This window comes from Natrialba sp. SSL1 (genome assembly GCF_001861355.1).
Lineage (GTDB): Archaea > Halobacteriota > Halobacteria > Halobacteriales > Natrialbaceae > Natrialba.
This window is the reverse complement of the sequence record NZ_MASN01000029.1, coordinates 70,330-93,326: the sequence shown is the minus strand read 5'-3', so window position 1 is coordinate 93,326 and position 22,997 is coordinate 70,330. Positions and strand designations below refer to the sequence as shown.

Annotated in this window: 24 protein-coding genes; 11 read left to right on the top strand and 13 right to left on the bottom strand. The window is 63.2% G+C overall.

Features of this window, described 5'->3' with window-relative positions:
* Nucleotides 1-120: 120 nt before the first annotated feature.
* From BBD46_RS07605 to BBD46_RS07590, 4 genes are all read right to left on the bottom strand, one after another.
* Nucleotides 121-594 carry a 50S ribosomal protein L11 gene (locus tag BBD46_RS07605; RefSeq protein WP_006167570.1) on the bottom strand — a complete coding sequence of 158 codons (474 nt, stop codon included), beginning with the start codon at nucleotides 592-594 and terminating at the stop codon, nucleotides 121-123.
* Between the two features lie 132 nt (nucleotides 595-726).
* Nucleotides 727-1,029, bottom strand: coding sequence for a divalent-cation tolerance protein CutA (gene cutA, locus BBD46_RS07600; protein WP_071401128.1), 303 nt, complete (start codon nucleotides 1,027-1,029; stop codon nucleotides 727-729).
* Between the two features lie 270 nt (nucleotides 1,030-1,299).
* Nucleotides 1,300-1,488 carry an HEWD family protein gene (locus BBD46_RS07595; protein WP_071401127.1) on the bottom strand — a complete coding sequence of 63 codons (189 nt, stop codon included), beginning with the start codon at nucleotides 1,486-1,488 and terminating at the stop codon, nucleotides 1,300-1,302.
* 362 nt (nucleotides 1,489-1,850) lie between these two features.
* On the bottom strand, nucleotides 1,851-3,362 hold the full coding sequence (locus BBD46_RS07590; protein ID WP_071401126.1) for a phosphoenolpyruvate carboxykinase (ATP): 1,512 nt from the start codon (nucleotides 3,360-3,362) through the stop codon (nucleotides 1,851-1,853).
* Nucleotides 3,363-3,646: 284 nt separating this feature from the next.
* Here BBD46_RS07590 and BBD46_RS07585 point away from each other — a divergent pair, with 284 nt between their 5' ends.
* Both BBD46_RS07585 and BBD46_RS07580 read left to right on the top strand, forming a co-directional pair.
* Nucleotides 3,647-4,591 (top strand): MOSC domain-containing protein, encoded by a 945-nt coding sequence (locus BBD46_RS07585; RefSeq protein ID WP_071401125.1) that lies wholly within the window; start codon nucleotides 3,647-3,649, stop codon nucleotides 4,589-4,591.
* Nucleotides 4,592-4,749: 158 nt separating this feature from the next.
* Nucleotides 4,750-8,055, top strand: coding sequence for a chromosome segregation ATPase (locus BBD46_RS07580; protein ID WP_071401124.1), 3,306 nt, complete (start codon nucleotides 4,750-4,752; stop codon nucleotides 8,053-8,055).
* A gap of 37 nt (nucleotides 8,056-8,092) precedes the next feature.
* Here the strand turns inward: BBD46_RS07580 and BBD46_RS07575 are convergent, their stop codons facing one another.
* From BBD46_RS07575 to BBD46_RS07570, 3 genes are all read right to left on the bottom strand, one after another.
* Nucleotides 8,093-8,482, bottom strand: a complete 390-nt coding sequence (locus BBD46_RS07575; RefSeq protein ID WP_071401123.1) for a cupin domain-containing protein — start codon at nucleotides 8,480-8,482, stop codon at nucleotides 8,093-8,095.
* Nucleotides 8,483-8,666: 184 nt separating this feature from the next.
* Complete coding sequence (locus BBD46_RS22155; RefSeq protein ID WP_139173541.1) at nucleotides 8,667-8,798, bottom strand: rubrerythrin-like domain-containing protein; 132 nt, start codon at nucleotides 8,796-8,798, stop codon at nucleotides 8,667-8,669.
* 54 nt (nucleotides 8,799-8,852) lie between these two features.
* Complete coding sequence (locus tag BBD46_RS07570) at nucleotides 8,853-10,082, bottom strand: MFS transporter (RefSeq protein WP_071401122.1); 1,230 nt, start codon at nucleotides 10,080-10,082, stop codon at nucleotides 8,853-8,855.
* 168 nt (nucleotides 10,083-10,250) lie between these two features.
* Between BBD46_RS07570 and BBD46_RS07565 the strand changes: the two genes are divergently transcribed.
* The gene (locus BBD46_RS07565; protein ID WP_071401121.1) at nucleotides 10,251-10,430 is read left to right on the top strand and encodes a DUF7501 family protein; all 180 of its coding nucleotides are present in this window, start codon (nucleotides 10,251-10,253) and stop codon (nucleotides 10,428-10,430) included.
* Between the two features lie 26 nt (nucleotides 10,431-10,456).
* Here BBD46_RS07565 and BBD46_RS07560 read toward each other — a convergent pair whose 3' ends face one another.
* Nucleotides 10,457-10,927, bottom strand: a complete 471-nt coding sequence (locus BBD46_RS07560) for a hypothetical protein (protein ID WP_071401120.1) — start codon at nucleotides 10,925-10,927, stop codon at nucleotides 10,457-10,459.
* Between the two features lie 197 nt (nucleotides 10,928-11,124).
* Between BBD46_RS07560 and BBD46_RS07555 the strand changes: the two genes are divergently transcribed.
* The 3 genes from BBD46_RS07555 (at nucleotide 11,125) to BBD46_RS07545 (ending at nucleotide 13,667) form a co-directional block, all read left to right on the top strand.
* Nucleotides 11,125-11,535, top strand: coding sequence for an SHOCT domain-containing protein (locus BBD46_RS07555; RefSeq protein ID WP_071401119.1), 411 nt, complete (start codon nucleotides 11,125-11,127; stop codon nucleotides 11,533-11,535).
* Between the two features lie 93 nt (nucleotides 11,536-11,628).
* Nucleotides 11,629-12,414 carry an HAD-IIA family hydrolase gene (locus BBD46_RS07550; RefSeq protein WP_071401118.1) on the top strand — a complete coding sequence of 262 codons (786 nt, stop codon included), beginning with the start codon at nucleotides 11,629-11,631 and terminating at the stop codon, nucleotides 12,412-12,414.
* Nucleotides 12,415-12,578: 164 nt separating this feature from the next.
* Nucleotides 12,579-13,667 carry a S66 family peptidase gene (locus BBD46_RS07545; protein ID WP_071401117.1) on the top strand — a complete coding sequence of 363 codons (1,089 nt, stop codon included), beginning with the start codon at nucleotides 12,579-12,581 and terminating at the stop codon, nucleotides 13,665-13,667.
* Between the two features lie 7 nt (nucleotides 13,668-13,674).
* Here the strand turns inward: BBD46_RS07545 and BBD46_RS07540 are convergent, their stop codons facing one another.
* Entirely contained in the window at nucleotides 13,675-14,115 is a 441-nt protein-coding gene (locus BBD46_RS07540; protein WP_071401116.1) for an acyl-CoA thioesterase, read from the bottom strand.
* A gap of 188 nt (nucleotides 14,116-14,303) precedes the next feature.
* On the opposite strand from BBD46_RS07540, the gene BBD46_RS07535 reads away from it, so the two are divergent.
* The 3 genes from BBD46_RS07535 to purM all read left to right on the top strand — a co-directional run bounded on the left by BBD46_RS07535 (nucleotide 14,304) and on the right by purM (nucleotide 17,815).
* Nucleotides 14,304-16,109 (top strand): TraB/GumN family protein, encoded by a 1,806-nt coding sequence (locus tag BBD46_RS07535; protein ID WP_071401115.1) that lies wholly within the window; start codon nucleotides 14,304-14,306, stop codon nucleotides 16,107-16,109.
* Nucleotides 16,106-16,735 (top strand): metalloprotease, encoded by a 630-nt coding sequence (locus tag BBD46_RS07530; protein WP_071401114.1) that lies wholly within the window; start codon nucleotides 16,106-16,108, stop codon nucleotides 16,733-16,735. The genes BBD46_RS07535 and BBD46_RS07530 overlap by 4 nt, the downstream gene beginning before the upstream one ends.
* Before the next feature lie 78 nt (nucleotides 16,736-16,813).
* A complete protein-coding gene (gene purM / locus BBD46_RS07525) occupies nucleotides 16,814-17,815 on the top strand; it encodes a phosphoribosylformylglycinamidine cyclo-ligase (protein WP_071401113.1) in 1,002 nt (333 codons plus the stop codon).
* 26 nt (nucleotides 17,816-17,841) lie between these two features.
* Here the strand turns inward: purM and BBD46_RS07520 are convergent, their stop codons facing one another.
* Nucleotides 17,842-18,381 (bottom strand): macro domain-containing protein, encoded by a 540-nt coding sequence (locus BBD46_RS07520; RefSeq protein ID WP_071401112.1) that lies wholly within the window; start codon nucleotides 18,379-18,381, stop codon nucleotides 17,842-17,844.
* A 148-nt stretch (nucleotides 18,382-18,529) separates the two neighbouring features.
* Here BBD46_RS07520 and BBD46_RS22595 point away from each other — a divergent pair, with 148 nt between their 5' ends.
* Entirely contained in the window at nucleotides 18,530-18,703 is a 174-nt protein-coding gene (locus BBD46_RS22595; protein ID WP_171908172.1) for a hypothetical protein, read from the top strand.
* A 151-nt stretch (nucleotides 18,704-18,854) separates the two neighbouring features.
* Here BBD46_RS22595 and dpsA read toward each other — a convergent pair whose 3' ends face one another.
* Nucleotides 18,855-19,400, bottom strand: a complete 546-nt coding sequence (gene dpsA / locus BBD46_RS07515; protein ID WP_006654870.1) for a DNA starvation/stationary phase protection protein DpsA — start codon at nucleotides 19,398-19,400, stop codon at nucleotides 18,855-18,857.
* Nucleotides 19,401-19,603: 203 nt separating this feature from the next.
* Here dpsA and BBD46_RS07510 point away from each other — a divergent pair, with 203 nt between their 5' ends.
* The gene (locus tag BBD46_RS07510) at nucleotides 19,604-21,073 is read left to right on the top strand and encodes an aldehyde dehydrogenase family protein (protein WP_071401111.1); all 1,470 of its coding nucleotides are present in this window, start codon (nucleotides 19,604-19,606) and stop codon (nucleotides 21,071-21,073) included.
* Between the two features lie 227 nt (nucleotides 21,074-21,300).
* Here BBD46_RS07510 and BBD46_RS07505 read toward each other — a convergent pair whose 3' ends face one another.
* Nucleotides 21,301-21,708, bottom strand: a complete 408-nt coding sequence (locus BBD46_RS07505; RefSeq protein WP_071401110.1) for a hypothetical protein — start codon at nucleotides 21,706-21,708, stop codon at nucleotides 21,301-21,303.
* Nucleotides 21,709-21,778: 70 nt separating this feature from the next.
* Nucleotides 21,779-22,966 carry a hypothetical protein gene (locus BBD46_RS07500; protein WP_071401109.1) on the bottom strand — a complete coding sequence of 396 codons (1,188 nt, stop codon included), beginning with the start codon at nucleotides 22,964-22,966 and terminating at the stop codon, nucleotides 21,779-21,781.
* Nucleotides 22,967-22,997: the final 31 nt, after the last annotated feature.

Here is a 22,997-nt window from a genome sequence, read left to right as displayed (position 1 = left end):
CGGTCAGTTGGTCGTACGTCGGCGTTTGCGGTTGTGGTCGCGGTTGCAGTTGCAATCACGACATCGATTACAACCGCGGAAAACGCCGATAAACGGAACGGACGCGAGTCGACGGTTCGCTTACGCGAGCGTGTCGTCGTACTCGCCGTCGTCGACCTTCTGCTTGAACTCGCGGGCATCGTCGCCTTCGATGGTGACGCCCATCGAGGCGCAGGTGCCGACGACTTCCTTTGCGGCGTTTTTCGTATCGTAGGCGAGCAGGTCGGGGTGTTTCTGCTCTGCGATCGTCTTGACCTGTTCGACCGAGAGGTCAGCGACGAAGTCCTCCTGGGGCTCGCCGCTGCCGGTCTCGAAGCCAGCTTCGTCCTTGACGAGTGCCGCCGTCGGTGGGACACCGACGTCGATCTCGAACGAGCCGTCGTCGTCGTAGTCGACGGTGACGGGCACTTCCGTGCCGTCGAAGGCTTCCGTCTGATCGTTGATCTGCTGTACGACCGCCTGCACGTCGACGGGGGTCGGTCCGAGCTCGGGACCGAGCGGTGGGCCAGGGTTGGCCTGGCCACCCGGAACGAGCACTTCGATGGTTCCAGCCATACCCGTCACAACCCGTGCGCGAGTTTTAAGGGTTGCTTTTTCGCGTAGTGGCGTCTGTGACGCACTGACGCACCACGTCGCGTTCACCCAGTTCGGTTCAGTTTAGCTCACCGTCGCTGCACTCGACAGCCGCTACTCGACGCTCTCCGCACGCCACTCCGCGAAGGACTCGAGTACGTCGGCCTCGTCGAACCGTTCGATGCAGGGGACGTCGTAGGGATGTTCCCGCTGGACGCAGTCGACGAGGTCGTCGTAGGCGTCGTCGGTCGTTTTTGCGAGCAGGACGGCCTCGTCGTCGTGGTGGATTTCGCCCTCCCAGCGGTATGTTGAGGTGGTCGAGAGCCGGTTGACGCAGGCGGCGACTCGCTCCTCGACGAGGGTTTTGGCGAGCGAATCGGCTGCGTCTGGTGGGGCGGTAATGTAGACGGTTGGCATCGGTGTATGGAGGTAGTTGACCGAGCCACAAAGAGAGTGACATCCTCGCCCGGTCGTCAGACTACGTCTGACGGGCAATCAGAAATCACAGATTTCTGATGACGGCGTGAACGCCGGGATTCTCTCGTTGCTTAAAGATAGTAGGTCTCGAGGGTGGTAGTGAGTCTCGGGGATGGCGTGACGGAGACGGATCTGCAGTTGATAAGCAGTGTCTTAGGCGAGTCTCACGAAGGCCCCACGAGGAGAGAAACACGCGCGGAGAGGTCGACGTTACTCGTCCGTCGCAACTGGGTTGAAGGTCCCGTTGATGTCCCACTCGTGGAGACAATGGGGACTGCCGACCTGTTTTGTGCCGTCTGTGCGTGCAATCTGCCAGGCTTCGAGGTCGTTGTCCCAGTGCTCAGCACGCCCGCACGATTCGCATACTCGCGCGGTTGGTTTTCGCAACTGTGCGCTCATTGCTCACTGGTGAGAACTGGACGCATATAACAGTACTCGTGTCCGGCAAGCTCTGCCACTGGCGTTCGTCCGATAGTGACCGGCTAATTCGTACATGTTTCATTTTTCGTGACGGTAGGGGAAGCGATCCCTGCGGCCGTGTGGTAGTGACAAGACTCGGCGATCCACGACCATCACGAGGTGGCCGGGAAGGCTGTGAACAAACGCGAGAAAAGTGCTGAAAGAGCACGAGAAAAGCGAGAGAACAGCGACGAAACCGTGTGACAGCGTCGGTTGTCGATGCATACGGACCGGTGTCGCCTTCTACCGGCGATTGCCCCGACGAGGCGGCAATTTCCGGGACCGAACGACAACGAACCGTCTCAGTAAACGGCGTCGACGATTTCCTCGCGGAGATCCCCGAACTGTTCCAGATACTCCCGACGTTCCGCGCGAAGCTCCGAGACGGCCTCGTCGTAGTCTTCGACGTGGTCAGGGACGTAGTACTCCTCGATGTCGAGTTCCGGAATCGACTTGGGAATCGTCAGTCCAGTCTGGTCGTCGTCGGTCCACTCGATCGTCCCGCGGGCGGCCTCGGTGAGGATCGTCACGGACTCGGTGACGCCGATATCCTTGGACTTCTCGCCGAGGTAGCCGGTGTTGATGACGTAACAGTCGACGTCGAGTGCGCCCATCAGGTCGTAGAAGATGTTGCCCTCTTCGCCCTCGGAGCCGACGATGAACGGGTTCGTCCCGACGACGCGGATCGACTCGCCGGCGCGCGAGGGATCGCCCGCGCTGGTCTCGATCGACTCGCCGAGCATGAACGCGGCAGCGGCCTGCTCGTCGCGCAGCTTCGCGACCGGCGGCATCAGCGGGTTGCGCGTGATGAAGAATACCTGATCGATCTCGTTCAGGTCGATCTCGTCGTCGGCGCTCTCGAGTTCGTCCCGGCGGATGATCGCGCGCGAGTTAGCGGTGTAGCGGTCGGAGTCGAAGTCGACGGTGCCGTCCTCGGCGACGTCGACGTTCTCGAGGATTGCGGTCTCGTCGGTTGCGGCGTGGTAGAGGCCGGGCTGTTCCTCCTCGTCGAGGCCGATGGTCTTGATGTACAGTCCCTTCCCCTCGCTGCCGGCGACGGAGCCGTCCGGCAGGAGCGCACAGACGTCGTCCTGGCGCATGGAGGCGTCTTCGGGCGCCTCGAGCCAGCAGCCGTGGGAGGTCAGGGTGGACTTACCGGTCGCGGAGAGGCCCATAAACACCTGGCCGACGGTGTTCAGGTCGCCGTCCTCGTCCTCGACGCGGACGCGCTTGCTACCCGCGTGGAGGCCGAGACCGCCCTGCTGCTTGGTGCGGAACATGAACAGTCGGAGGAAGGACTTCTTGGCCTCGCCGGTGTAGTCGCTACCGAGAGCGGCGGTGAAGCCCTCCTCAGGCAGGATTCGGATCGCCGTCTCGTCGTAGTCGGGGAGCTGGACCGTGTAGAGATCCGGCTCGCGGCCGTCGGACGGCTCGAACAGGTTCGCCCAGGCGAGTGCGATGCGGGCGTGTTCGACGGGGACGAACAGCCGGCAGCAGAACGTCGCTTCCGGGTGACGGCCCATCAGCCGGTCGACACAGAGCAGTTCGCGCTCGCCTGCGAGATCGATCGCCTCATCGACGAGCGCGTGGTCGTCCGCGTCGAACTCGTCGTCGATGTTGTTCTTCGTCCGGTCCGAACTCCGCGAGCGGTACTCGCTGACGTAGGAAGGAGAACCGAATTCGGTCGTGGTCTCCTCGTGGGCCGCAAGTTCACGAAGTTCCTCGAGTGAGGGGTTGTGCCGGACGTTCGACGCTGTCACTGGGTCGGGAAGCTGTCGGACCAGCGGACGGGGCTCCGTCCCGGTTTCGGACATATACATAACCCACCATCATCCTGATGTATAAACGTGGAGGATTTTGCTCTGTGTGTGTCATGACTTCCCCAACCCGAATCTCATGTTTGGCAGCTCATACGTCTCTACTCCCAATTCGTAACGGTATCTTTCTCCGGAACGAACGTATCTGAAATCACATATGTAATGATGGGTACTCACATCAGAAATAATTCTAACTCGCAGGGCAAGACTCGCCGTTGTTCGCGCTCGTGTCGTGTGAGAAATGAGCACACATAAGCATCAGCACCACGTCGGCAGCATCGATGGTCTCGCTGGATCGCATCCTCGTTCATCCGATCAAATCTCTCGACGCAGCGGCGGTACAGACGGCGACGATCGAACGGAACGGAGTCCTCTCCTGGGATCGTCGGTACGCCATCGTCGAACGGGCGGATGACCCATCGAGTAATCGCTCCGACGGGACCGGCGCAATCACCACGAGCGCGACCGGCCGGCCAAACGGTACCCCAGAGACGGTCGGGGACTACGTCAACGGTAAACGCGAACCCGCGATTCACCAGTTACGTGCAACCTACGATCTCGAACGCGAAACGGTGACGCTCAGCGATACCGGCTCAGCCCAGCACGACGAGTCTGGCTCACTCCGATCCGACCAGTCTGAAACCGACTCGACCACCGACGGCCAGACCTTCCACCTCGAACTCGACCGCGAGCACCTCTCCGAGTGGCTCTCCGAGTACGTCGGCTACCCAGTCGAACTCGTGCGCAACGACGCTGGCGGCTTCCCGGACGACACCGACGCCTCCGGACCAACCGTCATCTCACAGGCGACACTCGAGTCCGTCGCCGACTGGTATCCCGAGATCGACGCGGCGGAGATGTGTCGGCGGCTTCGTCCGAATCTCGTACTCGGCGACGCGCCCGCGTTTTGGGAGGATCGCCTCTACGAGACGCCGGGCCACGCCGTCGCGTTCGACATTGGTGGAGTCGAACTGTCGGGGATCAACCCGTGCCAGCGCTGTGTCGTGCCGACGCGCGATCCGGATACGGGCGAGGAGACCGATGGCTTTCGGGAAACGTTCGTCGAGCAGCGCGAGCGGACGCTTCCTGAGTGGGCAGGCGAGGCGTGGTTCGACCACTACTTCCGCCTGATGGTGAATACGAAGGTCCCCGAGTCGTCGTGGGGCGAGACGCTCGAGGCGGGAGCGGCGGTTTCGATCGGCGAGTCGTACGAACTCGCACAGTAGCCTGAGAGCAGATCAGTACACCGTCACACCGGTCACCGGCTCACCGGCTCACCGACACGCCGACACACCGGCACAGCAGCACAGCCTCCAGCCCGCTAATTTTCACATCTGGTACTCACGGGCGAAGTACCAAGGGGTGGCTCTCGGTTCTCCTCGGCATGGCATACGGTCTCGATATTGGGGCAGACACAATTCGGCTCGCAAGCGACCGCTCGGGGGAGGTCGCGCTCCGTTCGACGCCGACGCGGGTTGTATCGGTGTCGACAGCGGGGGAGACGGAGACAGACACTGGGGACGAAGCGAGTGCAACGAACGATGCACTCGAGGACGCGATCACTGCGGCCGACACCGATGCGGTCGCGCTCGTCGAGACTGACGACGAGACGCTGCTCGTCGGTCCAGAAGCGACGACCATCGCAGCGGAAGTCGGTGGCGACGTGACGATCTCCGAGCACGACACCCCGTTTCAGCAGGGCGTCTTCGACGCCGCAGAATACGACGAGGCGATGCTTTCGGCACTCGTCGACCTCGTTCTTCCTGACGATGTCTCGCCGACGGCACTCTCCTACACGACGCCTGGGACAGTCGTCGACGCCGACGCGCCGACTGGGGCACATCGCAAGACGGTTGCCTCGGTGCTCGACGAGTTGACGGAGACCGCAACGAGTGAAGACAGCGACTCACAGTCACCTACACCAGTTAGCCAGGGCTTCGCCGTCGTCTACGATCAGTTCGCCGGCGACAACTACACCGGCGTCGGCATCTGCCTCGGTGCACAGACCACGAGCGTCGCGCTCGCCTACTACGGCGTGCCGGTCCTCGCGTTCTCCATCGCCCGCGGCACCGACTGGATCGTCGCTCAGGCGGCTGGCGAAACCGGCCACGAGCGCGCACAGGTTCGCAGCGTGCTCACAGAGTTCGAACTCGACCCCGACGCCGCAACCGGACCGATCGAGCGCGCCCTCGCCGCAGCGTACGACGACCTCGTCGCCGAACTGGCCGACGCCCTCGGCGAGCAGGCCGCGGCCGCCGATCTTCAGCGCGGCGTTGCCGTCCCAATCGCAGTCGCCGGCTCGGGCGCGGTCGAGGGACTCGAGTTCCTCCTCGGTGGCCGATTCGATTCGGCGGGGCTCCCGATCTCGATTCGGGGCGTCCGACGCGCGCCAGAGCCCGAGGCGAGCGCCGCGAGAGGCGCACTCGCCGCTGCCGAAGATGATGTCGATGCCTACGAGGAGATCGTCTGGGACGAGTCTGCGTCAGGAACGGGCAGCGAGGAGGCGGATACGCTCTCGTTCGACGGGGATGGGGATCTCGACGGTGGTTCGGCGACGACATCGGAGCCAGCGAACGGCGACGCCAGCAGTCCGAGTGGCAACGATGGCGGTGACAGTGCCGCAGCCATCGCCGCCGACCTCGACGCACAGACACAGCCAGCCACAGACGACCGTGCGAACGACGCCATCGACCACCTGTTCGACCGTCTCGCCAATCGCGACGAGGAAATTCAAGCGCTCGCCGACGACCTCGACGCACTCGAGTCCACCCTCGACACAATCCGCGAGGAGACCGCTCGGACGGACGACCTCGCGAGCGTAGCACAGGAACTCGAGCAGGCCGAAGCCAGGCTTGCCGACCTCTCGCAGACCGTTTCGGACCGCGCGGACGCGATTACCACTGTTGCGGAGACCGACGCACGGGTCGACGAACTCGAACCCCAACTCGAGACGCAAGCCACTCGACTCGACGGACTCGCGGGTCGACTCGAGGAGCACTCGACGCACACGACCGCGCGGTTCGACGAGGTAGACGCCGAGATATCGGATCTCCAGACGACGCTCGCGGACCTCGCATCCGATCTCGACGAGACGGTGGCCGAACTCGAGGCCGACCGCGAGACACTTACTGCTCTCGAGGACACTGTTGCTGATCTGGCAGACGAGTCCGCGACCGCGGCCGAACTGGACGCACTCGAGTCCCGCGTCGATGCCGTCGACGAGACGATCGACGACGAACTCGAGTCGGTCAGCGAGCGCGTCGGATCTGCCGAGTCAGCTGTCGCGGACGTGAAAGCTGATCTCGACACACACGCTGCGGAGATAGCCGAAACAGTCGACTCGATCGAAGATGCACTCGAGGCAACCGAGGAGACACTCACAACGCGACTCGACGAAACGGAGGCAGCCGTGTCGACGCAGGCCGAGGACGTCGATGCACTCGAGAGCCGTCTCGATGAGACGGAGTCGGAACTCGACTCGCGGATCGAGTCAGCGGAATCGGAGTTCGAAACGCAGCTCCAGTCAACGGAAGCGGGGCTCGAAACGCAGATCGGCTCTGTAGAGTCTGATCTCGAAACACGACTCGAGGAGGCAGAAACGGGACTGGAAGAACAGCTCGACGAGACGGAAACGACAGTCGAGACCCGTCTCGATGAAGCGGAAACGACCTTCGAGGACCGACTCGACGAAACCGAGGCGACACTCGAGAACGAGAGTGACGACTTGCGTGCCAGCATCGACGCGCTCGACGACCAGATCGGTGACGCTGGCGACCGACTGGATGCCGTCGCTGCCGACGTTGCCGCCGTCGAGAGCCACACTGCGGATGTCGAGGAAACCGCTGAGACGGCGAGTGCTGACGTGGACGAACTCGAGGATGCGCTCGCGGGCGTCGAATCAGCGGTCTCTGCCGTCGACGACACCACGGCCGAACTCGAGACGCGTCTCTCTGCACAGGAGGCGACGATCGACGAGCAGGCGGCGACCGTCGACGAGCACGCGACAACCATCGACGAACAGGCAGCAGCGATCGAGACGCTGGCCGACGACACAGCGAGTGTTTCGGCTGAGGTAGACCGGCTCGACACCGAACTCGAGTCCCTCTCGGAGGCCCTCGAAGACGTGCCGGATCCCGAAGGCGTTCCAGACAACGAAACCGTCTCGTCACTGGCCGCAACGGTCGACTCGCTTTCGGAGCGGCTCGACGACCTCGCGGAGTCCGAAGCGGTCGCAAACCTCGACCAGCGCCTCGACGATATCGACGAGCGCGTGACCTCCGTTTCGGCTGAGCAGACGGTACTCGAGTCCGACTACGAACAGTTGGCGGAGCGGGTCGGGGAACTCGAGGACGAGCAGGGCGAGGTGACCCAGGAGGAGCTGGAGCCGCTGGTAACGGCGGACGAGTTGGCGTCGCTGCGGTCGGAACTGCAACGTGAGGTAGACGAGGTGGCCGACGTGGCTGAGGAGTTGAACGTAGCCGACGAAACGACTGAGGCTGACGAGCAAGACGAAGGAACGGGCCGCTCGCTGGAAACGCTTCTCGGTCCGCTGCTCGCCGGCGGTGGCGGTGCCGGCATCATCGCGGGTGCGACTGTCGCCCTCTCAGTAGCCGGCGCGGGAACGATCGGCGCAGTGATCGCGGTGCTCGGCCTCGTGCTGGTCGGTGCGGCGGTGGCGCTCACCCGCTAACGCACAGACGGATCGACGCCTGGACTGTCAGCGCCGCTCAACTCCGCGGCTCCGACGCATCCTTCAGCACGGCGTCGTCCGCAACGTTCGGTGCGCCGACGACGAGCACACGACTCTCCTCGACCGCCGCTATCTGTCGCCAGGATTCCGGTGGCACGACCATGCACTCGTGTTTCGTGAGCGTGACGACATCACGTTCCTCGTCACGCTCGACGGTCACGTCAACGGTCCCCTCGAGTACAAGATAGAACTCCTCCTGTTGCTCCTGGCGGTGGTACGTGTTCTCCTCGCCGCGCTCGTAGTGCCAGACGCTCGGACGCAACTGTTCGGACTCGAGTGCAGGTCCGATCGGGAGCAGTGTCGGCGCGATGCCTTCGATGTCCCGAGGCTCGACTGCATCGAGGTCGGCCAGCGAGTACAGCGACATGCGAAGCTCTCCAACGATTGTGCGCAAAAAGCTGTGGCTGGCTATTCCACGTCTTCGTTTTCGACTGTATGCTGCATCCGTGACTACGTCTACAGCCATGGTCACAACTCGCCGGACTGGACAACCACGACAGCGTGCGCTCGCAGTCCGCATACAACCCGACGAGTACCGCCGCCACGCGGGATCAGTCGGTCACTAACTCGACGTTTCGCATCTCGCCCCCGCACTGCCGGCAGGTACTCACGAGCGCGTCGTCGACCGCCTCGCGGCGACGACACTGGACGCACACGTACTCGAGTGGCTCGGCGAGCACCATAGCTGGCCTAGGCAGTGTTCTATGTTAACTCTTTCCATGGTGTGGTAGGCACCGTCACGCTCCGTCTTCGTCGGTGACCCAGAGGAGGGAAGCGAGGAACGTCGCACCGAATACGGCGGCGGCGAGTAGCCAGAAGGCGAGGCGAAAGCCGACAGTTTCGGACATCGCGCCGATGATCGCGGGTGCGATCGCTCCCGCCCCCATCAGGAGCGTGCGGACGACGCCGAGCCCACCGGCGGCCAGGTCGTCGGGAATCGCGGACATCAGGTACGCGCCCCTGACGGGACGAAAGCCGTGGGAGCCGATACCGGCCGCGATGAGAGCGACGCCGAGCACGACCGGGCCGGCGATGTCAGTCAGCGAGACGAACGCGACGAGCGAGAGGGCTGCGAGACCGAGCATCGCGGTGATGATTGGGAGCCGGCCGATCCGGTCGCTCAGGTCGCCGGTGACCAGCTGGACCAGACTCGCGAGGAAGAGCCCGCTGTAGAGGACGCTTGCGGTCGCCGCCGTGAGTCCAGCCTCGTCGGTGAGGTACAGCGGCGCGAACGCGACGAGTCCGTTGTAGGTGAACGCGAATAGCACCGTCAGGAGCGCGAACGCCGAAAATCGCCAGTCACGAAAGAGCGCGGCGTACCGGCGGAGTTCGTCGAGGTCGACGCCGCTGGTTCCGTCGCCCTCCGTCTCAGTTGGGACTCGTTGTGGCACGCGTACCCAGAACAGGACAGCGAGCGCGAGGCCGACGACACCCGCGGCGAGGAAGATCACGCGCCAACTCGCGCCGAGTGCGAACGGAACCCCTGCCGCGAGCACGACGGCCCAGGGGGCGATGACGCCGCCGAAGGTCCCGAACGTGTCGAGGATGCCGAGTGCGCGCCCCGTCCGGGCGGGATAGGCGTGGGCGAGCAGCCGGACTGCGACGGTTTTGTGCGCACCGGTGCCCGCGCCCATGACGAGCATCGCGACCACGAGCACCGCGAACGACGAGTCGACGACGAGGGCGAACGCGGCAGCGGCGGCGACGGTGACGCCCGCCGTGATGACGGTGACCGAGCCGAGGCGGTCAGCGAGCATGCCGGAGGGAAACTGCATTGCGGCGTAGACCAGCATGAAACCGGTGAACGCAGCGCCGAGGGCGGCGTTCGAGACGGCGTAGGTCTCCTGAAACGAGCCGAAGAGCGGCGGGAAGACGTACCGTAGGAACTTCGCCAGAAACCAGATTCCGGCGGTTACCAGGAGCACGTCAAAGTGTGTGAGCCGCCGGACCCTCTTCATAACCGACATACAGTACGTATTCGCTGTAGGTCGGGCCGGCGACGAGAATGCACCGGTCGCGGCAGCGGACGGACCCAACCTGGGCAAAATCCGTATAAGGGGCTAGTATTCTTGCGACCAGTTTGGTGCCCTAGCAGGCAGGTTTTATATGAAAGTTCATTATATTTGGTGGCACACATGGCAGTGACTACGACCGATTGGACCGATCCCATCGCGTGTCCGTTCTGCGGCGACGAACTCGCCTCACCTGGCGCTGGGTTCGTCGACCACATCCACGAGAGCGCGACCTGCGAGGCGGAGTTCGAGTTCTGGCGCGAGAATATCGGCGACGATGTGGTAGGTGAGTGGGCAGGCTAAGTCGGGTTGTGCCGACTCCTATACTTTCAGTCGAAGTCCGGCAGATCCTCCGGCGGCTCGTACTCCGCTTCCCAGTCGATGTACTCCTCTTTCAGAATTACCGAGACGATCTGACCGAACTCCGTTAGTTCGGCGTTGATGGCCGAAACCGTCCCCCACGTGTCGAGTTCGGGGTGGTACTCCCGCGCCTGCCAGTCCTCCGGGATTCCGGGAGCGTGATACCCGACCCGGTCTGCGAAATCGTCCCAGAAAAAGTCAAAGTCGGCGAAGAGATCGAGGTCGCGCGCGATACTGAACTCGCGCTCCTCGAGATCGGTGTCGGCGCGCCACTCCTCGAAGGCTTCCTCCCACGCGCCGGTTTCGAGGAACTCCTGTAGCTCTTCCCGTCGATAATCGATCTCTTCCGTGCCGCTCGCGCTGATCGTCGCATCCTCGTACTCGTTCGGATCGACGAAGTCGAGCGTCGGCGGTGCTGGCGTGTCGACCTCGAGTGTCATGGGAGATGCTCGGGCCGCTGGTGGGTAAATACCATCGGTCGTGCTGCGTACTGCGGTGACTTCGCGCGCGGTGGCTGTTCGATGTGTCGCAGTAGAGTTCCGTCCCGTCGCAGTGGAATTGTGGATCGGCACAGTGGCGTTCCGACTCGGCGCAGTCGTACCCGTACAGTTATTCGGCCTGACACGGACACACGAATATGGGCAGCGACGACGGGGGACGGGACTACAGCCTCACCGAGATCTTCGCGATCAAGTTCGTGCTGGCCGACATCATCATCATCGCCGCGCTGCTGTTCGCCGGACCGCTGTACGCGCTCGCCATCACGGCGCTGCTCGTGCTCAGCGTGGTGCTCGTCTGGTATCTCATGGAGCGCTCGAAAGAAAAAGAGCGCAAACGCGAACGGGAAGCCGCCGAACGAGACACAGCAACAGCGACTACAGCAGCCGAGGGCGAGACGGATCCGGTGACGACGCTCCAGCGACGCTACGCCGCCGGCGAACTCACCGAAGCGGAGTTCGAACGTCAACTCGATCAGCTGATCGACGCCAACGAACGCGCCGACGAAGCGGATGTCGAAACCTCCGAACTTTCGCTCGAGCGCTCGTAGCCGACCTGTGTCAGGCGGTCACTCCCGCCTTGCGGCCGCGATACGACTCACCGATCCAAACACTGAACCACGCTTCGCCCCTCTCTCCGGTCAATGACCGACTACGAGGCCGCGATTCTCGACGTCGACGGCACGATCGTCCGCGGTGGGGCGCTTATCCCCGGTGCAGACCAGGGCGTTCGTGCCCTCGAGCGCGCCGGCTGTGATCGACTCCTCGTCTCGAACAACCCCACGACCGGCACCGACCACTACGGCGACCGCCTCGAACCGCACGGCATCGATGTCGACCCGACCAGAATCCTCACGTCCGCAACCCTCTCCGCCTCCTACCTCGCCGACACCCATCCCGACGAGACGGTGTATCTCGTCGGCTCGGATGCACTCGAGTCCATCCTCACAACGGCAGGGATAACCGTCACCACGGACCCCGACGAAGCCGAGGTCGTCCTCGGTTCGTTCGACAAGTCGTTCTCCTTCGGAATGCTGTGGGAGTCTCTGCAGGCACTCGAGAACGGGACGCCGTTCTACGGCACTGATCCCGACGTGACGATTCCCGTCGACGGCGGTTCGATGCCCGGTTCGGGCTCGATCCTGGCCGCGATGGAGGCCGTCGCCGGCCGCGAACCCGATGCGATTCTCGGCAAGCCCTCCGCGGTCGCCGCGGAGACTGCACTCGAGCGACTCGAGAGCGATCCCAGGCGAACGCTCGTCGTCGGCGACAGACTCGATACGGACATCGCGCTCGGGAATCGGGCTGGGATGACGACCGCTGCAGTGCTGACGGGGGTTACGGATCGGGCCGCTGTCGAGGAGGCGACGGGTGACCTCACGCCGGACCACGTACTCGAGTCGCTCGGTGATGTTGGGTCGCTGCTTTAGCTACTGTTCTGCGATCGCTGTTTTGAAATCACTTCTCGACTGCTGATCTCGCTGTGTCGTGAGAACCGGATGGCGCGAGGCCGGAACGGGACGGTGAATAACTGGCTGACTGACTGTCTCACACCTGGGAAAGAGTTTTACAACCAACTGGTCAGTCACGTGGTATGGACTCGGAGATGGAACAGAACGGACGGCCAGACACGTTCCTCACGCCGCCACCACTCGAGCGCGGTGATCGAATCGCAGTTATCGCGCCGGCGTCGAACCGGCGCACCGACTTCGGCGAGGTGTACGACCTGGGACTCGAGCGCCTGCGTGAGGTGTTCGACCTCGAACCAGTCGAGTATCCGACGGCGACACGTGACGCCGAGTATCTGCTCGAGAATCCCGAAGAGCGGGCACAGGACGTGATGGACGCGTTCGAAGATCCCGAAATAACGGGTGTTATCGCCGTCATCGGCGGCAACGATCAGATCCGGATGCTGAAACACCTCGATCCGGACGTCCTCCGGGCTAATCCGACCCGGTTCTACGGCTACAGCGACAACACGAATCTCGCGCTCTACCTGTGGAACCTCGGCATCGTCTCCTACTACGGCCCGTGCGTGATGACCGAACTCGCGATGGACGGGCACATGTTCGAGCACACGATCGAGTTCACTGAACGCGCGTTCTTCGATGACTCTCTCGGTGAGCTCCGCCCTGCCGCAGCGTTCACGGACGAACCCGGCGACTGGGCGACGCCGGAGCAACTCGAGGAGCCCCGCGGAACCGAACCCAATCCGGGGTGGCAGTGGGCCGGCGGCGACGACCCCGTCTCGGGGCGTCTCTGGGGTGGCTGTCTCGAAATTCTCGACCAGCAGTTCATCGTCGACCGGTACCTCCCGGACGACGCCGCCCTCGATGGCACCGTGCTCGCACTCGAGACGTCCGAGGAACTGCCGGACGCCGACTGGGTCGCGGGCGTCCTCCGGGCGCTCGGCGAGCGCGGGGTACTCGAGCGGTTCGCCGGCGCGCTTGTCGGACGGCCGCCAGCACGGACGCATCTCGAGGACTGGCCGGTCGACGAACGCGAGGCCTATCGCAGCCAACAGCGACAGGTGATCGAGGACGTGTTCGCGCGGTACAACCCGGATGCACCGGTCGTTACCAACGTCGACTTCGGGCATACGTGGCCGACGACGCCGATTCCGATCGGTGGCTGGGTCGAGATCGATCCGCAGGAAGAGACAATTCGGTTCGAAGAGGGGTGAGAGCCTCTCAGTCGCGCTCGCCGTCGAGTGCCGTTTTCCGGAGTCGTTTGCCCTCGTCGGTGCTGACGGTGAGTTCGGGAACGCTCGTCGGTTTGTTGTTCTCGTCGATTGCGACGTAGACGAAGTAGGATTCGGTCGTCTTCTCGCGTTCGCGCGTTCGGAGGTCCTCGCGCTCGGTGACGAGTCGAACGCGGACGCTGGATTCGCCGGAATCGTAGACGTAGGCCGTAATATAGGCCGTATCGCCGACGGAGATCGGTCGTTCGAAATTCATCTGGTTGACGCGAGCCGTCACGCAGGTCTCCCCGGAAAATCGCATCGCCGACATCGCGCCGACTTCGTCCATCCACTTCATCACGTTGCCACCGTGGGCGGAGTCGAGCATGTTGGCGTGGTTCGGCTGGACCATCTCTCGGTTCTCGACGAGGGTTTCCATGAGGTCGGTCATTGCCCGTTCTTTCCGCACGAGTGCAATCAGTCTTGCCGTCGTCGGAGCCTGTGTGTGGTGGTTTCAGCCATGCTGTTGGCTGGCGTACCGATCCCGCGAGTCCGAGGCTGTGGGCGGGGGCTCGCTGTGACTCGCTACCACCGCGCAGTTCGATACTGGTAAAAGTCGCGGCCGAGTTACACCCGGTAATGAGTGATGCAGGCGACGCCGACGTGCCGGAGCCCCCTGATCCCGTCACGGAGACGGCTGCAGACCCGGATTCTGCCGGGGATGCAGACGGCTCCGTTCACGTGCTCGGGACGGCTCACGTCTCCCAGGCGAGCGTCGACGATGTCCACGAAACCGTCGATCGGGAAGAGCCCGACGTGGTTGCCGTCGAACTCGATGAGGGACGATATCGCCAGATGCAGGGTGGAACCCCCGACGACATCGAAGCGAAGGATCTCCTCTCCGGCAACACCGTCTTTCAGTTTCTCGCCTACTGGATGCTCTCGTACGTCCAGTCGCGACTCGGCGACCAGTTCGATATCGAACCCGGTGCCGACATGCGCGCCGCAATCGAGGCCGCCGAACGAAACGGCAGCGGCGTCTCGCTGGTCGACCGCGACATTCAAATAACGATTCAGCGCTTCTGGAGTCGCCTCTCGTTCTCGGAGAAGCTCAAGATGGTCGGCGGGCTCGCCCTCGGAATTACCGACCCCCGAACGATTGGCCTGACCTTCGGTGCCGTCGCCGGGCTCTTCCTCGGGTTCGTCTTTGCTGCATTTCTCGCCCCCTTCCTCGGGTTCGGTGACCTCTTCTTGCTCGGCGTCAGCCAGACCGCGACGCTCCAGTACGTCGGCGCGGTCGGACTCGGAGCCGCCGCCGGCGCGTTCATCGGACTGCTGTTCATTCCATCCATTCAGGCCGCAGATCGCTACGGTGGCGACCTGCTAAACGGCTTTTCGGCCAGCGTCCTCGCCGGAATCGGCGTCGGGATCGTCGGAGCACTTGCACTCGTCGCAACCGAGACGTTCGTCGGACCTGCCTCCGCGACGACGTTCGAAAACGCCGGTATCTACTCGATTCGCGGCGGGGTTGGCATGCTCGCCGGACTCGGTGTCGGCGTCGCCATCGGTGCGCTCCTCGGATTCATCCTCGATTCACTCGGCGGCGATGTCGAGGACATCGACGAGGTCGATATCGAGGAGATGACCGACGGCGACGTCGTCGCCGCGATGATGGAAGAGTTCCGTCGCTTCAGTCCACGCGGTGCGAACGCGCTGATCGACGAACGTGACGCCTACATTGCACACAACCTCCACGAACTGCGCAAACACGGCTACGATGTGGTTGCCGTCGTCGGTGCCGGACACAAAGCCGGCATCGAACGCTATCTCGAGAACCCCTCCGAGCTTCCCGCGATGGACTCGCTGACGGGGACCGCCTCGAGTCGTCGCTTTTCGCCGCTGAAAGTGTTCGGCTACCTGATCATGATCGGCTTCTTCGGCTTCTTCTTCCTGTTGATTATGGCCGGCGTCCAGAACACCTTCCTGTTGCAGCTGTTTGCCGCCTGGTTCCTCTTTAACGGGATCTTCGCGTTCACGTTGGCGCGACTCGCCGGCGCACGCTGGAGCAGCGCCGGCGTCGGCGGCGCGGTCGCCTGGCTGACGAGCATCAACCCGCTGCTCGCACCCGGCTGGTTCGCCGGCTACGTCGAACTCAAACACCGCCCGGTCAACGTCCGTGACATCCAGACGCTGAACGAAATCGCCGGCGACACCGAGCGACCGATCAGCGACGCACTCGATGACATGTTCAACGTGCCGCTGTTCCGACTCATCATGATCGTCGCGTTGACGAACATCGGGAGCCTGATCGCGACCGTACTGTTCCCGCTGATCGTCCTGCCGTGGCTTGCAGGTCCCGAGTTCGGCGGCGTCGACGCGTTGATGGGTGAGCTGTTCCAGGGTGCCGAAAACAGTCTCGAGCTGATCCTGGAGGCCCTCTCGTGAGCGTCCGAACGCACCATCCCGAGCCCTCGCTGTCCTTTAGCGACAAGGAGCTGTTCGATCTCGCGATCGCCTGGCTGACGCTGAGCGTCGCCTTCGCACTGTTGTTCGCGCCGATCCACCGGTTCGATCTCTCTGTGGGCTACTTTGCGCTGATGGTCGGCCTCTGTTTCGTCACCGTCGGCGTCGCCTTCCTGTTGCACGAATTGGCGCACAAGGTGGTCGCGATCGAGTACGGCCAGCTCGCAGAGTTCCGTGCAGACTACCAGATGCTCTTTCTGGCGATTATGAGCGCCCTGATCGGCTTCATCTTCGCCGCACCGGGAGCCGTCTACCACCGCGGGCGCATCACCAAACGGGAGAACGCGATGATCGCGCTGGCTGGACCGATTACCAACCACCTGCTCGCGCTCATGTTTCTCCCGCTGATGCTGTTCCCCGGGATTCTCGGCGTCATCGGTCAGATGGGCGTCTGGATCAACCTCTTCCTGGCCGCGTTCAACATGATCCCCTTCGGGCCGCTCGACGGCAAGTCGGTCTACGACTGGCACAAGGGCGTCTTCGCGCTCGTCTTCGTGCCAAGTGTCCTGTTTGCGGGCTACGTCGTGTTGTTCGTCGGGCTGTTCTGATCGGCGACCAACGTCGATTCTCGCCATCGCTCTCGACGGACCGGTGACCTTTTGCTCACCCCGCGCGGTCGTTCCCACATGACAGCGCCTGCGGACGACGGGAACAGTGACGATTCGGATAAACTCACCTACGCCGACACAGGTGTCGACATCGAGGCCAGCGAGGACGCGACCGCCGCGCTCCTCGAGGCCTTCGGCAGCGACCTCACGACCGAGTACGCCGGCCTGCTCGACATCGGCGACCGCTACCTCGCGCTCGCCACCGACGGCGTCGGCACGAAACTCCTCGTCGCCGAAGCCGTCGACGACGCCTCCTCGATCGGTATCGACTGTATCGCGATGAACGTCAACGACCTCGTCGCCGCCGGCGTCACCCCCGTTGGCTTCGTCGACTATCTCGCGATCGACGACCCCGACGAGACGCTTACCAACGAGATCGGCGAAGGCCTCGCCGTCGGCCTCGAACAGGCCGACCTCACCATGCTCGGCGGCGAAACCGCCGTCATGCCCGACGTCGTCGAGGGCTTCGACCTCGCAGGCACCTGCGTCGGCCTCGCCGACAAGGACGACGTGTTCGACGGCGACGCGCAGGTCGGGGACGCACTCGTCGGCTTCGCCTCGAACGGCATCCACTCGAACGGGCTCACGCTCGCTCGCGAAGCCGTCACCCGGAACCACGACTACGACGACCCGTTCCCACACGACACCGACCGAACCATCGGCGAGGAACTCCTGCGGCCGACCCGCATCTACACCGACCTACTCGAGTCCATGCACGAGCACAGTGTCCACGCCGCGGCCCACGTGACCGGTGGGGGCTGGACGAATCTGCTGCGCATGGGTGACCGGAAGTACGTGGTCGACGACCCGCTTCCGGCACAGCCGATTTTCGAGTTCGTACAGGAGGAGGGCAACGTGACCGACGAGGAGATGCACCGGACGTTCAACATGGGTACCGGGTTCGTCGTCGCGCTCTCCGAGGAGCGTGCCGAGGCACTCGTCGCGGATACTGACGGCCAGCTCATCGGTCGCGTCGAGGAGGGCGAGTCGGTCGAGATTCGCGGGTTGTCGCTGTCCTGACGCTGCTCGGCTTCTTATTCGCGGTTTTAACGATCTGCTTCTCCCTCTTCGCTCATCTCCGACTGCTCCGCCTTCCCTGTCGCTGCCCGAATCGCATCGTACTCCTCGTCGCTGTACGCGATGAACCGTACGTCGCTGAGTGTTTCTGGTTCGTACGCCGCCAACTCTTCGCCGATAATCGACGCTCCAGTATCGAGCTCGAACCCCGCTACACCACAGCCAAGCGCCGGCAGGACGAGCGACTCGCACTCGAGTTCGTCCGCACGCTCGAGTGTGTTCCGTGTCGCGTCGCGGATGCTCTTCTCGGTGGCCTCGCCGTCCCCGTAGTGGGGCATCGCGGCGGCGTGGATGACGTACTCGGCGTCTAAGTCGTAGGCATCCGTGACAGCCACCTCGCCAAGGTCGATGGGTCCCTTCGCCACTGCCTCATCGTTGAGTTCGTCACCGGCACGTCGGCGGAGCGCGCCGGCGACGCCGGAGCCCATCTCGAGGCTGGTCCCGGCGGCGTTGACGAGTGCGTCTGCAGACTGTGCGGCAATGTCGCCCTGGATAACGTCGAACTCCATACCCGACCGTTTGGCAGACAACCGTTTTGATGCTATCCCTGGCAGTGCGTTGTGTGCCCTCGACACGTTGGTTCGAGTGAGTATCCAGCTCGCTACTGTTTAGGCCGACCAAAACCTTTTTAGAATTAGGCCCACCTAACTTCTCGTGATGGACGTGCCCGCCCGTAACGCGGATGCTGATGCCGACGCCGAACTCGAACCCGAGCAGCCAACTGCAATCGTCTCCTGTCACGAAACGCGCCCTGGAAAGACCGTCTTTACTGAGCGCGACAACAGTGACGGCTGGATCGCGACCGATCTGACCGTCGATCTCGAACCCTGATTTTGGATCGCACTCGAGTTCGGCGACAGGACGTCTGCTGAGAGTGCCAAGAGTAGTGACTACTGTCGTCCCGGTTCCGGTCGCTGCTCGCATACTGCGTAGTCAGCGCCACAAAAAATAGTCCGCCTTCATCGTCGACGCAGTCGCCTGCTTACTTCGTCGCCTCTTCGAGCACCAGCGTGTCGTCCTCGAGGTAGTGTTCGAAGTGGTGGCCGTCTTCCTCCAGCGTGACCAGAATCTCACGGAGGATTTCGGCGGTTGCGTAGTCACCGAGGTTCTCCGCGAGTTCGATACTGTCACGCATCGACTCGATGATGTCGCCGTACATCTCGAGGTCGTTCTGGAACATCGTCCGAACGTCGTAGACGTCTTCGCCTTCGAACTCGACAGTGGCGCGCTGTTCCTGATTCGTTGGCCCCGATACTGGGACGCCACCAAGCGCCTGGGCGCGCTCGGCGATGACATCTGCGCCTTCCTCGACGTGCTCGTAGGCCTCCTCTAAGAACTCGTGTAGCGGGAGGAACTCGGCACCTTCGACGACCCAGTGGTGCTTCTTGAGCTGGTGGTACAGCACGTACGAGTTCGCGAGTTCGGTGTTCAGCGCGTCGACGATCTGCTCGGCCTTCTCCTGTTCGAGGCGGAGTTCGTTCTCCTCGACGGTATCTGCCGACTGACGGACGGTTTTCTGAGTGCTCATCTCGTTCGATGATACACCGGCATTCCACTTAAAGGTTTCCCCAACACAAAACAATTCTTTACGGATTAGAAAATATAGTTTTGCCTATCGTGCCAATAGTTATCCTAACGTGACAGACGTGTCGCCCGATCCGATGGTCAAAAATTGTGCCGTTTTTTCGAGACTGAGTAAACATTTTCAGTGTGGCGGTCCAAAGCTTCCCTATGGCAACGAGAGCCGCACACCGACGGGAGCGAATCTACGTCGACGGCGAGTGGCTCGAGACCGACGATACCCTGTCTGTCTCGGACCTCGCCGACGGCGGGACCTTCGCGCAGGTCACCGCTGCCGGCCCAGCAGAGGTACGGACCGCACTCGAGTCGGCCCACGAGATCAAGCCGGAACTGCGCCAGACGACGGTCGTCGAGCGCGCCGAGTGGTGCGAACAGATCGCGGTTGGCCTTCGCGAGCGCGAGGAGGATCTCGCCGAAGTGATCGTCCGCGAGGCAGGCAAGCCGATTTCCTCGGCGCGCGGCGAGGTCGAACAGGCGGCCAAGCGATTCGACCGCGCGGCAGAAGAGGCGCGCAACATCGTCAGTAAGGGCGAGTTCCGCGAGGGTTCGACCGCGGGCCACGAGGGCTGGCAAGCGATCGTCAAGCACGAGCCGATCGGTGCGGTGCTGTGTATCACGCCGTACAACTACCCGCTCGCAACGACGGCCTTACAGGTCGCTCCCGCGCTCGCCGCGGGGAACAGCGTTCTGCTCAAGCCGGCGAGCAAAACGCCGATTTCGGCGGCGATCCTCGCCGATGTCATCGCCAGCGTTGACGGTATTCCGGACGGTGCGTTCCACTTCGTCCCCGGAAACGCCAGCGAGATCGGCGATCTCATGTCCGGCGACGATCGGATCAACGCCATCGCGATGACCGGTTCCTCGGGGGCCGGCAAGCACGTCGCCCGCGAGAGCGGGATGGTCAATCTCCACATGGAACTGGGCGGCAACGCGCCCGCGATCGTCTTCGATGACGCGGACCTCGACGACGTCGCAGGAAACTGTGTGAAGGGGTCGCTGAAGTACGCCGGCCAGCGCTGTTCAGCCGTCTCACGCGTGCTCGCACACGAGTCTGTCCACGACGATCTGGTCGAACGGATCGACCGGACGATGGATTCCTGGACCGCAGGCAACCTCTTCGACGAGGACACTGCCTTCGGCCCGCTCATCAGCGACTCACAGGCCGAGTGGGTGCAGGAACTCGTCGACGACGCCGTCGCAAAGGGCGCAGACCTCGTCCGCGGTGGGGAGCGCCGCGCACCCGAGGGCGTGCCGGACGAACTCGCCGACCAGTTCTTCGAGCCGACGCTGCTGGCGAACGTCCCCCACGACGCCCGTATCGTCGACGAAGAACAGTTCGGCCCCGTCGCCGCCGTCACCTCCTTCGCGGACGAAGACGAGGCCGTCGACCTCGCCAACGGTTCCGACCTGGCGCTCGATGCCGCCGTCTTCACCGCGGACTACGACCGCGCGATGCGACTTGCCAACCTCGTCGACGCAGGTGCGGTTCGCATCAACGGCGCGCCGTCCCACGGTCTCGGCGATATTCCCTTCGGCGGCAACAAGGACTCGGGTATCGGCCGCGAAGGGCTCGACGCCTCGATTCACGAGATGCTGCGTAAGAAGAGTATTATCCTCTGATTGCGCCGGTCTGCGCCGTCTGTACCGTCTGCGGCACTGCCGTCGGTCTCTCTCGTCTTCCACCACACGCTCACTGCTCTCGACGACACTGTTTTCGGCTACACCGTTCGCGGCTATTCTGTGCTGGACACTCAGTTGTCCGCAGTACTCGAGTACCGATCCACACAGTCGCACTACCAGTCACGGTTCCAGTCCCAGCTTCTGGCCCAGACACAGTCTGGATCCAACTATCCCGACCCCGGCACGAACCGACTCACGGCCTGCCGTTCCAGCACGAGAAGCACAAGGCCGCCGCCGACCGTCACGTACACGCCACTTCCCACGGTGAGTGGCCCGCTCACGCCGTAGCCAGTCCACCAGCCAAACCACAGGGAGAGCGCAACCAGTGCACCCCCGACACTCGCACGGAACGCACCAGTGCTGATCGCGGGGAACTCGAGTACCGTCCCGGCGAACGCGACGAGGACGAGCGGGACGACGAGGAAGCCGTACGTCTCGAGGCCGGAGCCCATTCCCGAGATGTAAGTCAGCAGTTGCATCTCAGCGTGCGGGTTGATCCTGATCCATGGGAGGGATGCCCCCAGCACGGCAGTTGCGAGTGCGGCCCAGATACCAAGACGCTTCGAATGGTGCATGTGTTTGAATCACTCAACTTCGTTGTCTTCCGTGTCACCGAGGTGGATGCGGAAATGTACGAAGAAACGACTATGCGGACGAGATCTCCTCTGTCATGACGACCGTCTTCCTGTCGCCGGCGACGGCGATCACTCGGATGGTCGTCTCGTCCCCCTCGTCGTAGGTCAGCGTTACACGGTCACCGACCGCATCGAGTCTCTTGGACTGGTTCAGATCGTCCTCGACCTCGACGTAATCGGCGTTTCCGCCCGAGGTGAAGAATACGTCGGCCACCTGTTCCCCGTGGTCAACGTCGATCGAGACGCCCGCCTGTACTTCTTGCGCAGTCGTCTCGCCGAGCGAGGGTAGTTGGACCTCGTCCGTCGGAACGGTTCCTTCCCCCACCGCAGTCGACTCCGTCGTTTCGATCGTGAAGTCCTCGAGTCCGCCACCCGAGCGCTCGAGTTCCTCGCGGAACGAGTCGGGGTCGTCACCCTCGCCAACAACCCCGACGAACGTGACTGTCGACGTCTCACTGTCGAGCGTCGCACCGTGACCAACCCCCGCCAGTTCGCCGTCAGCCGCGTCGGCTCCAGTCACCCGACCGATCGCGATGGAGGTGGACTCGAGTTCCCCCGCCAGCGTCGCAGTCGTCTCGTCCGTCTCGACCAGCAGCTCCGTCTCCTCGCGGCCGGCCTCGAGGAGTGCCTCGACGCCGAGTCCGTCGGGATCACTGGCGAGGAGCCACTCTGCCGAGACGGCGATGGTTCCGTTCTCGCGTTCGAAGAGATTGAACTCGCCGACGGTCTCCGTCGGGTCTGCGTCGGCTGCGTCCGGCTCGAAGGAACCAGCGAACGCAACGTTCGCTGCGTTGCTGCTGGTACCGAACGAGAGGCTGGCATCGATCGCCGTTGCATCGCCAAACTGGTCGATATCGTCGATATCGAGGTCGGCTAACTCGAGTTGCGTCGACTCGCGCAAGTCGTCGCTGAGTTCGGATTCGTGGGCGCGGATTGCCTCGAGATCAGCGTAGTGGAGGGTTATCTCTCCGTCTGCACTGGCTGCGGCCGGGAGCCACTGGAGCTGTGTGCGCAGATCGGTAGCTGCCGAGACGCTACTGGTCGAGTCGTCGGTGCCGTTCGTGGTGCCGTCCGACTCCGTTTCGGAGTCGGCTGGCTCTTCTGAATCCGAATCGTCGAGACAGCCGGCACCGATGGCGAGGGCGCTGATCGCACCGGTCGTCGCGAGCAACCGGCGTCGCGGGAACGAGGTACGCATGTTTCCATAGGTTACAGTCACTGCATAATAT

Excerpts from the sequence above, each read along its gene's own strand:
- BBD46_RS07605 (WP_006167570.1), bottom strand. The coding sequence starts at position 594 with ATGGCTGGAACCATCGAAGTGCTCGTTCCGGGTGGCCAGGCCAACCCT.
- cutA (WP_071401128.1), bottom strand. The coding sequence starts at position 1,029 with ATGCCAACCGTCTACATTACCGCCCCACCAGACGCAGCCGATTCGCTC.
- BBD46_RS07595 (WP_071401127.1), bottom strand. The coding sequence starts at position 1,488 with ATGAGCGCACAGTTGCGAAAACCAACCGCGCGAGTATGCGAATCGTGC.
- BBD46_RS07590 (WP_071401126.1), bottom strand. The coding sequence starts at position 3,362 with ATGTCCGAAACCGGGACGGAGCCCCGTCCGCTGGTCCGACAGCTTCCC.
- BBD46_RS07585 (WP_071401125.1), top strand. The coding sequence starts at position 3,647 with ATGGTCTCGCTGGATCGCATCCTCGTTCATCCGATCAAATCTCTCGAC.
- BBD46_RS07580 (WP_071401124.1), top strand. The coding sequence starts at position 4,750 with ATGGCATACGGTCTCGATATTGGGGCAGACACAATTCGGCTCGCAAGC.
- BBD46_RS07575 (WP_071401123.1), bottom strand. The coding sequence starts at position 8,482 with ATGTCGCTGTACTCGCTGGCCGACCTCGATGCAGTCGAGCCTCGGGAC.
- BBD46_RS22155 (WP_139173541.1), bottom strand. The coding sequence starts at position 8,798 with ATGGTGCTCGCCGAGCCACTCGAGTACGTGTGCGTCCAGTGTCGTCGC.
- BBD46_RS07570 (WP_071401122.1), bottom strand. The coding sequence starts at position 10,082 with ATGTCGGTTATGAAGAGGGTCCGGCGGCTCACACACTTTGACGTGCTC.
- BBD46_RS07565 (WP_071401121.1), top strand. The coding sequence starts at position 10,251 with ATGGCAGTGACTACGACCGATTGGACCGATCCCATCGCGTGTCCGTTC.
- BBD46_RS07560 (WP_071401120.1), bottom strand. The coding sequence starts at position 10,927 with ATGACACTCGAGGTCGACACGCCAGCACCGCCGACGCTCGACTTCGTC.
- BBD46_RS07555 (WP_071401119.1), top strand. The coding sequence starts at position 11,125 with ATGGGCAGCGACGACGGGGGACGGGACTACAGCCTCACCGAGATCTTC.
- BBD46_RS07550 (WP_071401118.1), top strand. The coding sequence starts at position 11,629 with ATGACCGACTACGAGGCCGCGATTCTCGACGTCGACGGCACGATCGTC.
- BBD46_RS07545 (WP_071401117.1), top strand. The coding sequence starts at position 12,579 with ATGGACTCGGAGATGGAACAGAACGGACGGCCAGACACGTTCCTCACG.
- BBD46_RS07540 (WP_071401116.1), bottom strand. The coding sequence starts at position 14,115 with ATGACCGACCTCATGGAAACCCTCGTCGAGAACCGAGAGATGGTCCAG.
- BBD46_RS07535 (WP_071401115.1), top strand. The coding sequence starts at position 14,304 with ATGAGTGATGCAGGCGACGCCGACGTGCCGGAGCCCCCTGATCCCGTC.
- purM (WP_071401113.1), top strand. The coding sequence starts at position 16,814 with ATGACAGCGCCTGCGGACGACGGGAACAGTGACGATTCGGATAAACTC.
- BBD46_RS07520 (WP_071401112.1), bottom strand. The coding sequence starts at position 18,381 with ATGGAGTTCGACGTTATCCAGGGCGACATTGCCGCACAGTCTGCAGAC.
- BBD46_RS22595 (WP_171908172.1), top strand. The coding sequence starts at position 18,530 with ATGGACGTGCCCGCCCGTAACGCGGATGCTGATGCCGACGCCGAACTC.
- dpsA (WP_006654870.1), bottom strand. The coding sequence starts at position 19,400 with ATGAGCACTCAGAAAACCGTCCGTCAGTCGGCAGATACCGTCGAGGAG.
- BBD46_RS07510 (WP_071401111.1), top strand. The coding sequence starts at position 19,604 with ATGGCAACGAGAGCCGCACACCGACGGGAGCGAATCTACGTCGACGGC.
- BBD46_RS07505 (WP_071401110.1), bottom strand. The coding sequence starts at position 21,708 with ATGCACCATTCGAAGCGTCTTGGTATCTGGGCCGCACTCGCAACTGCC.
- BBD46_RS07500 (WP_071401109.1), bottom strand. The coding sequence starts at position 22,966 with ATGCGTACCTCGTTCCCGCGACGCCGGTTGCTCGCGACGACCGGTGCG.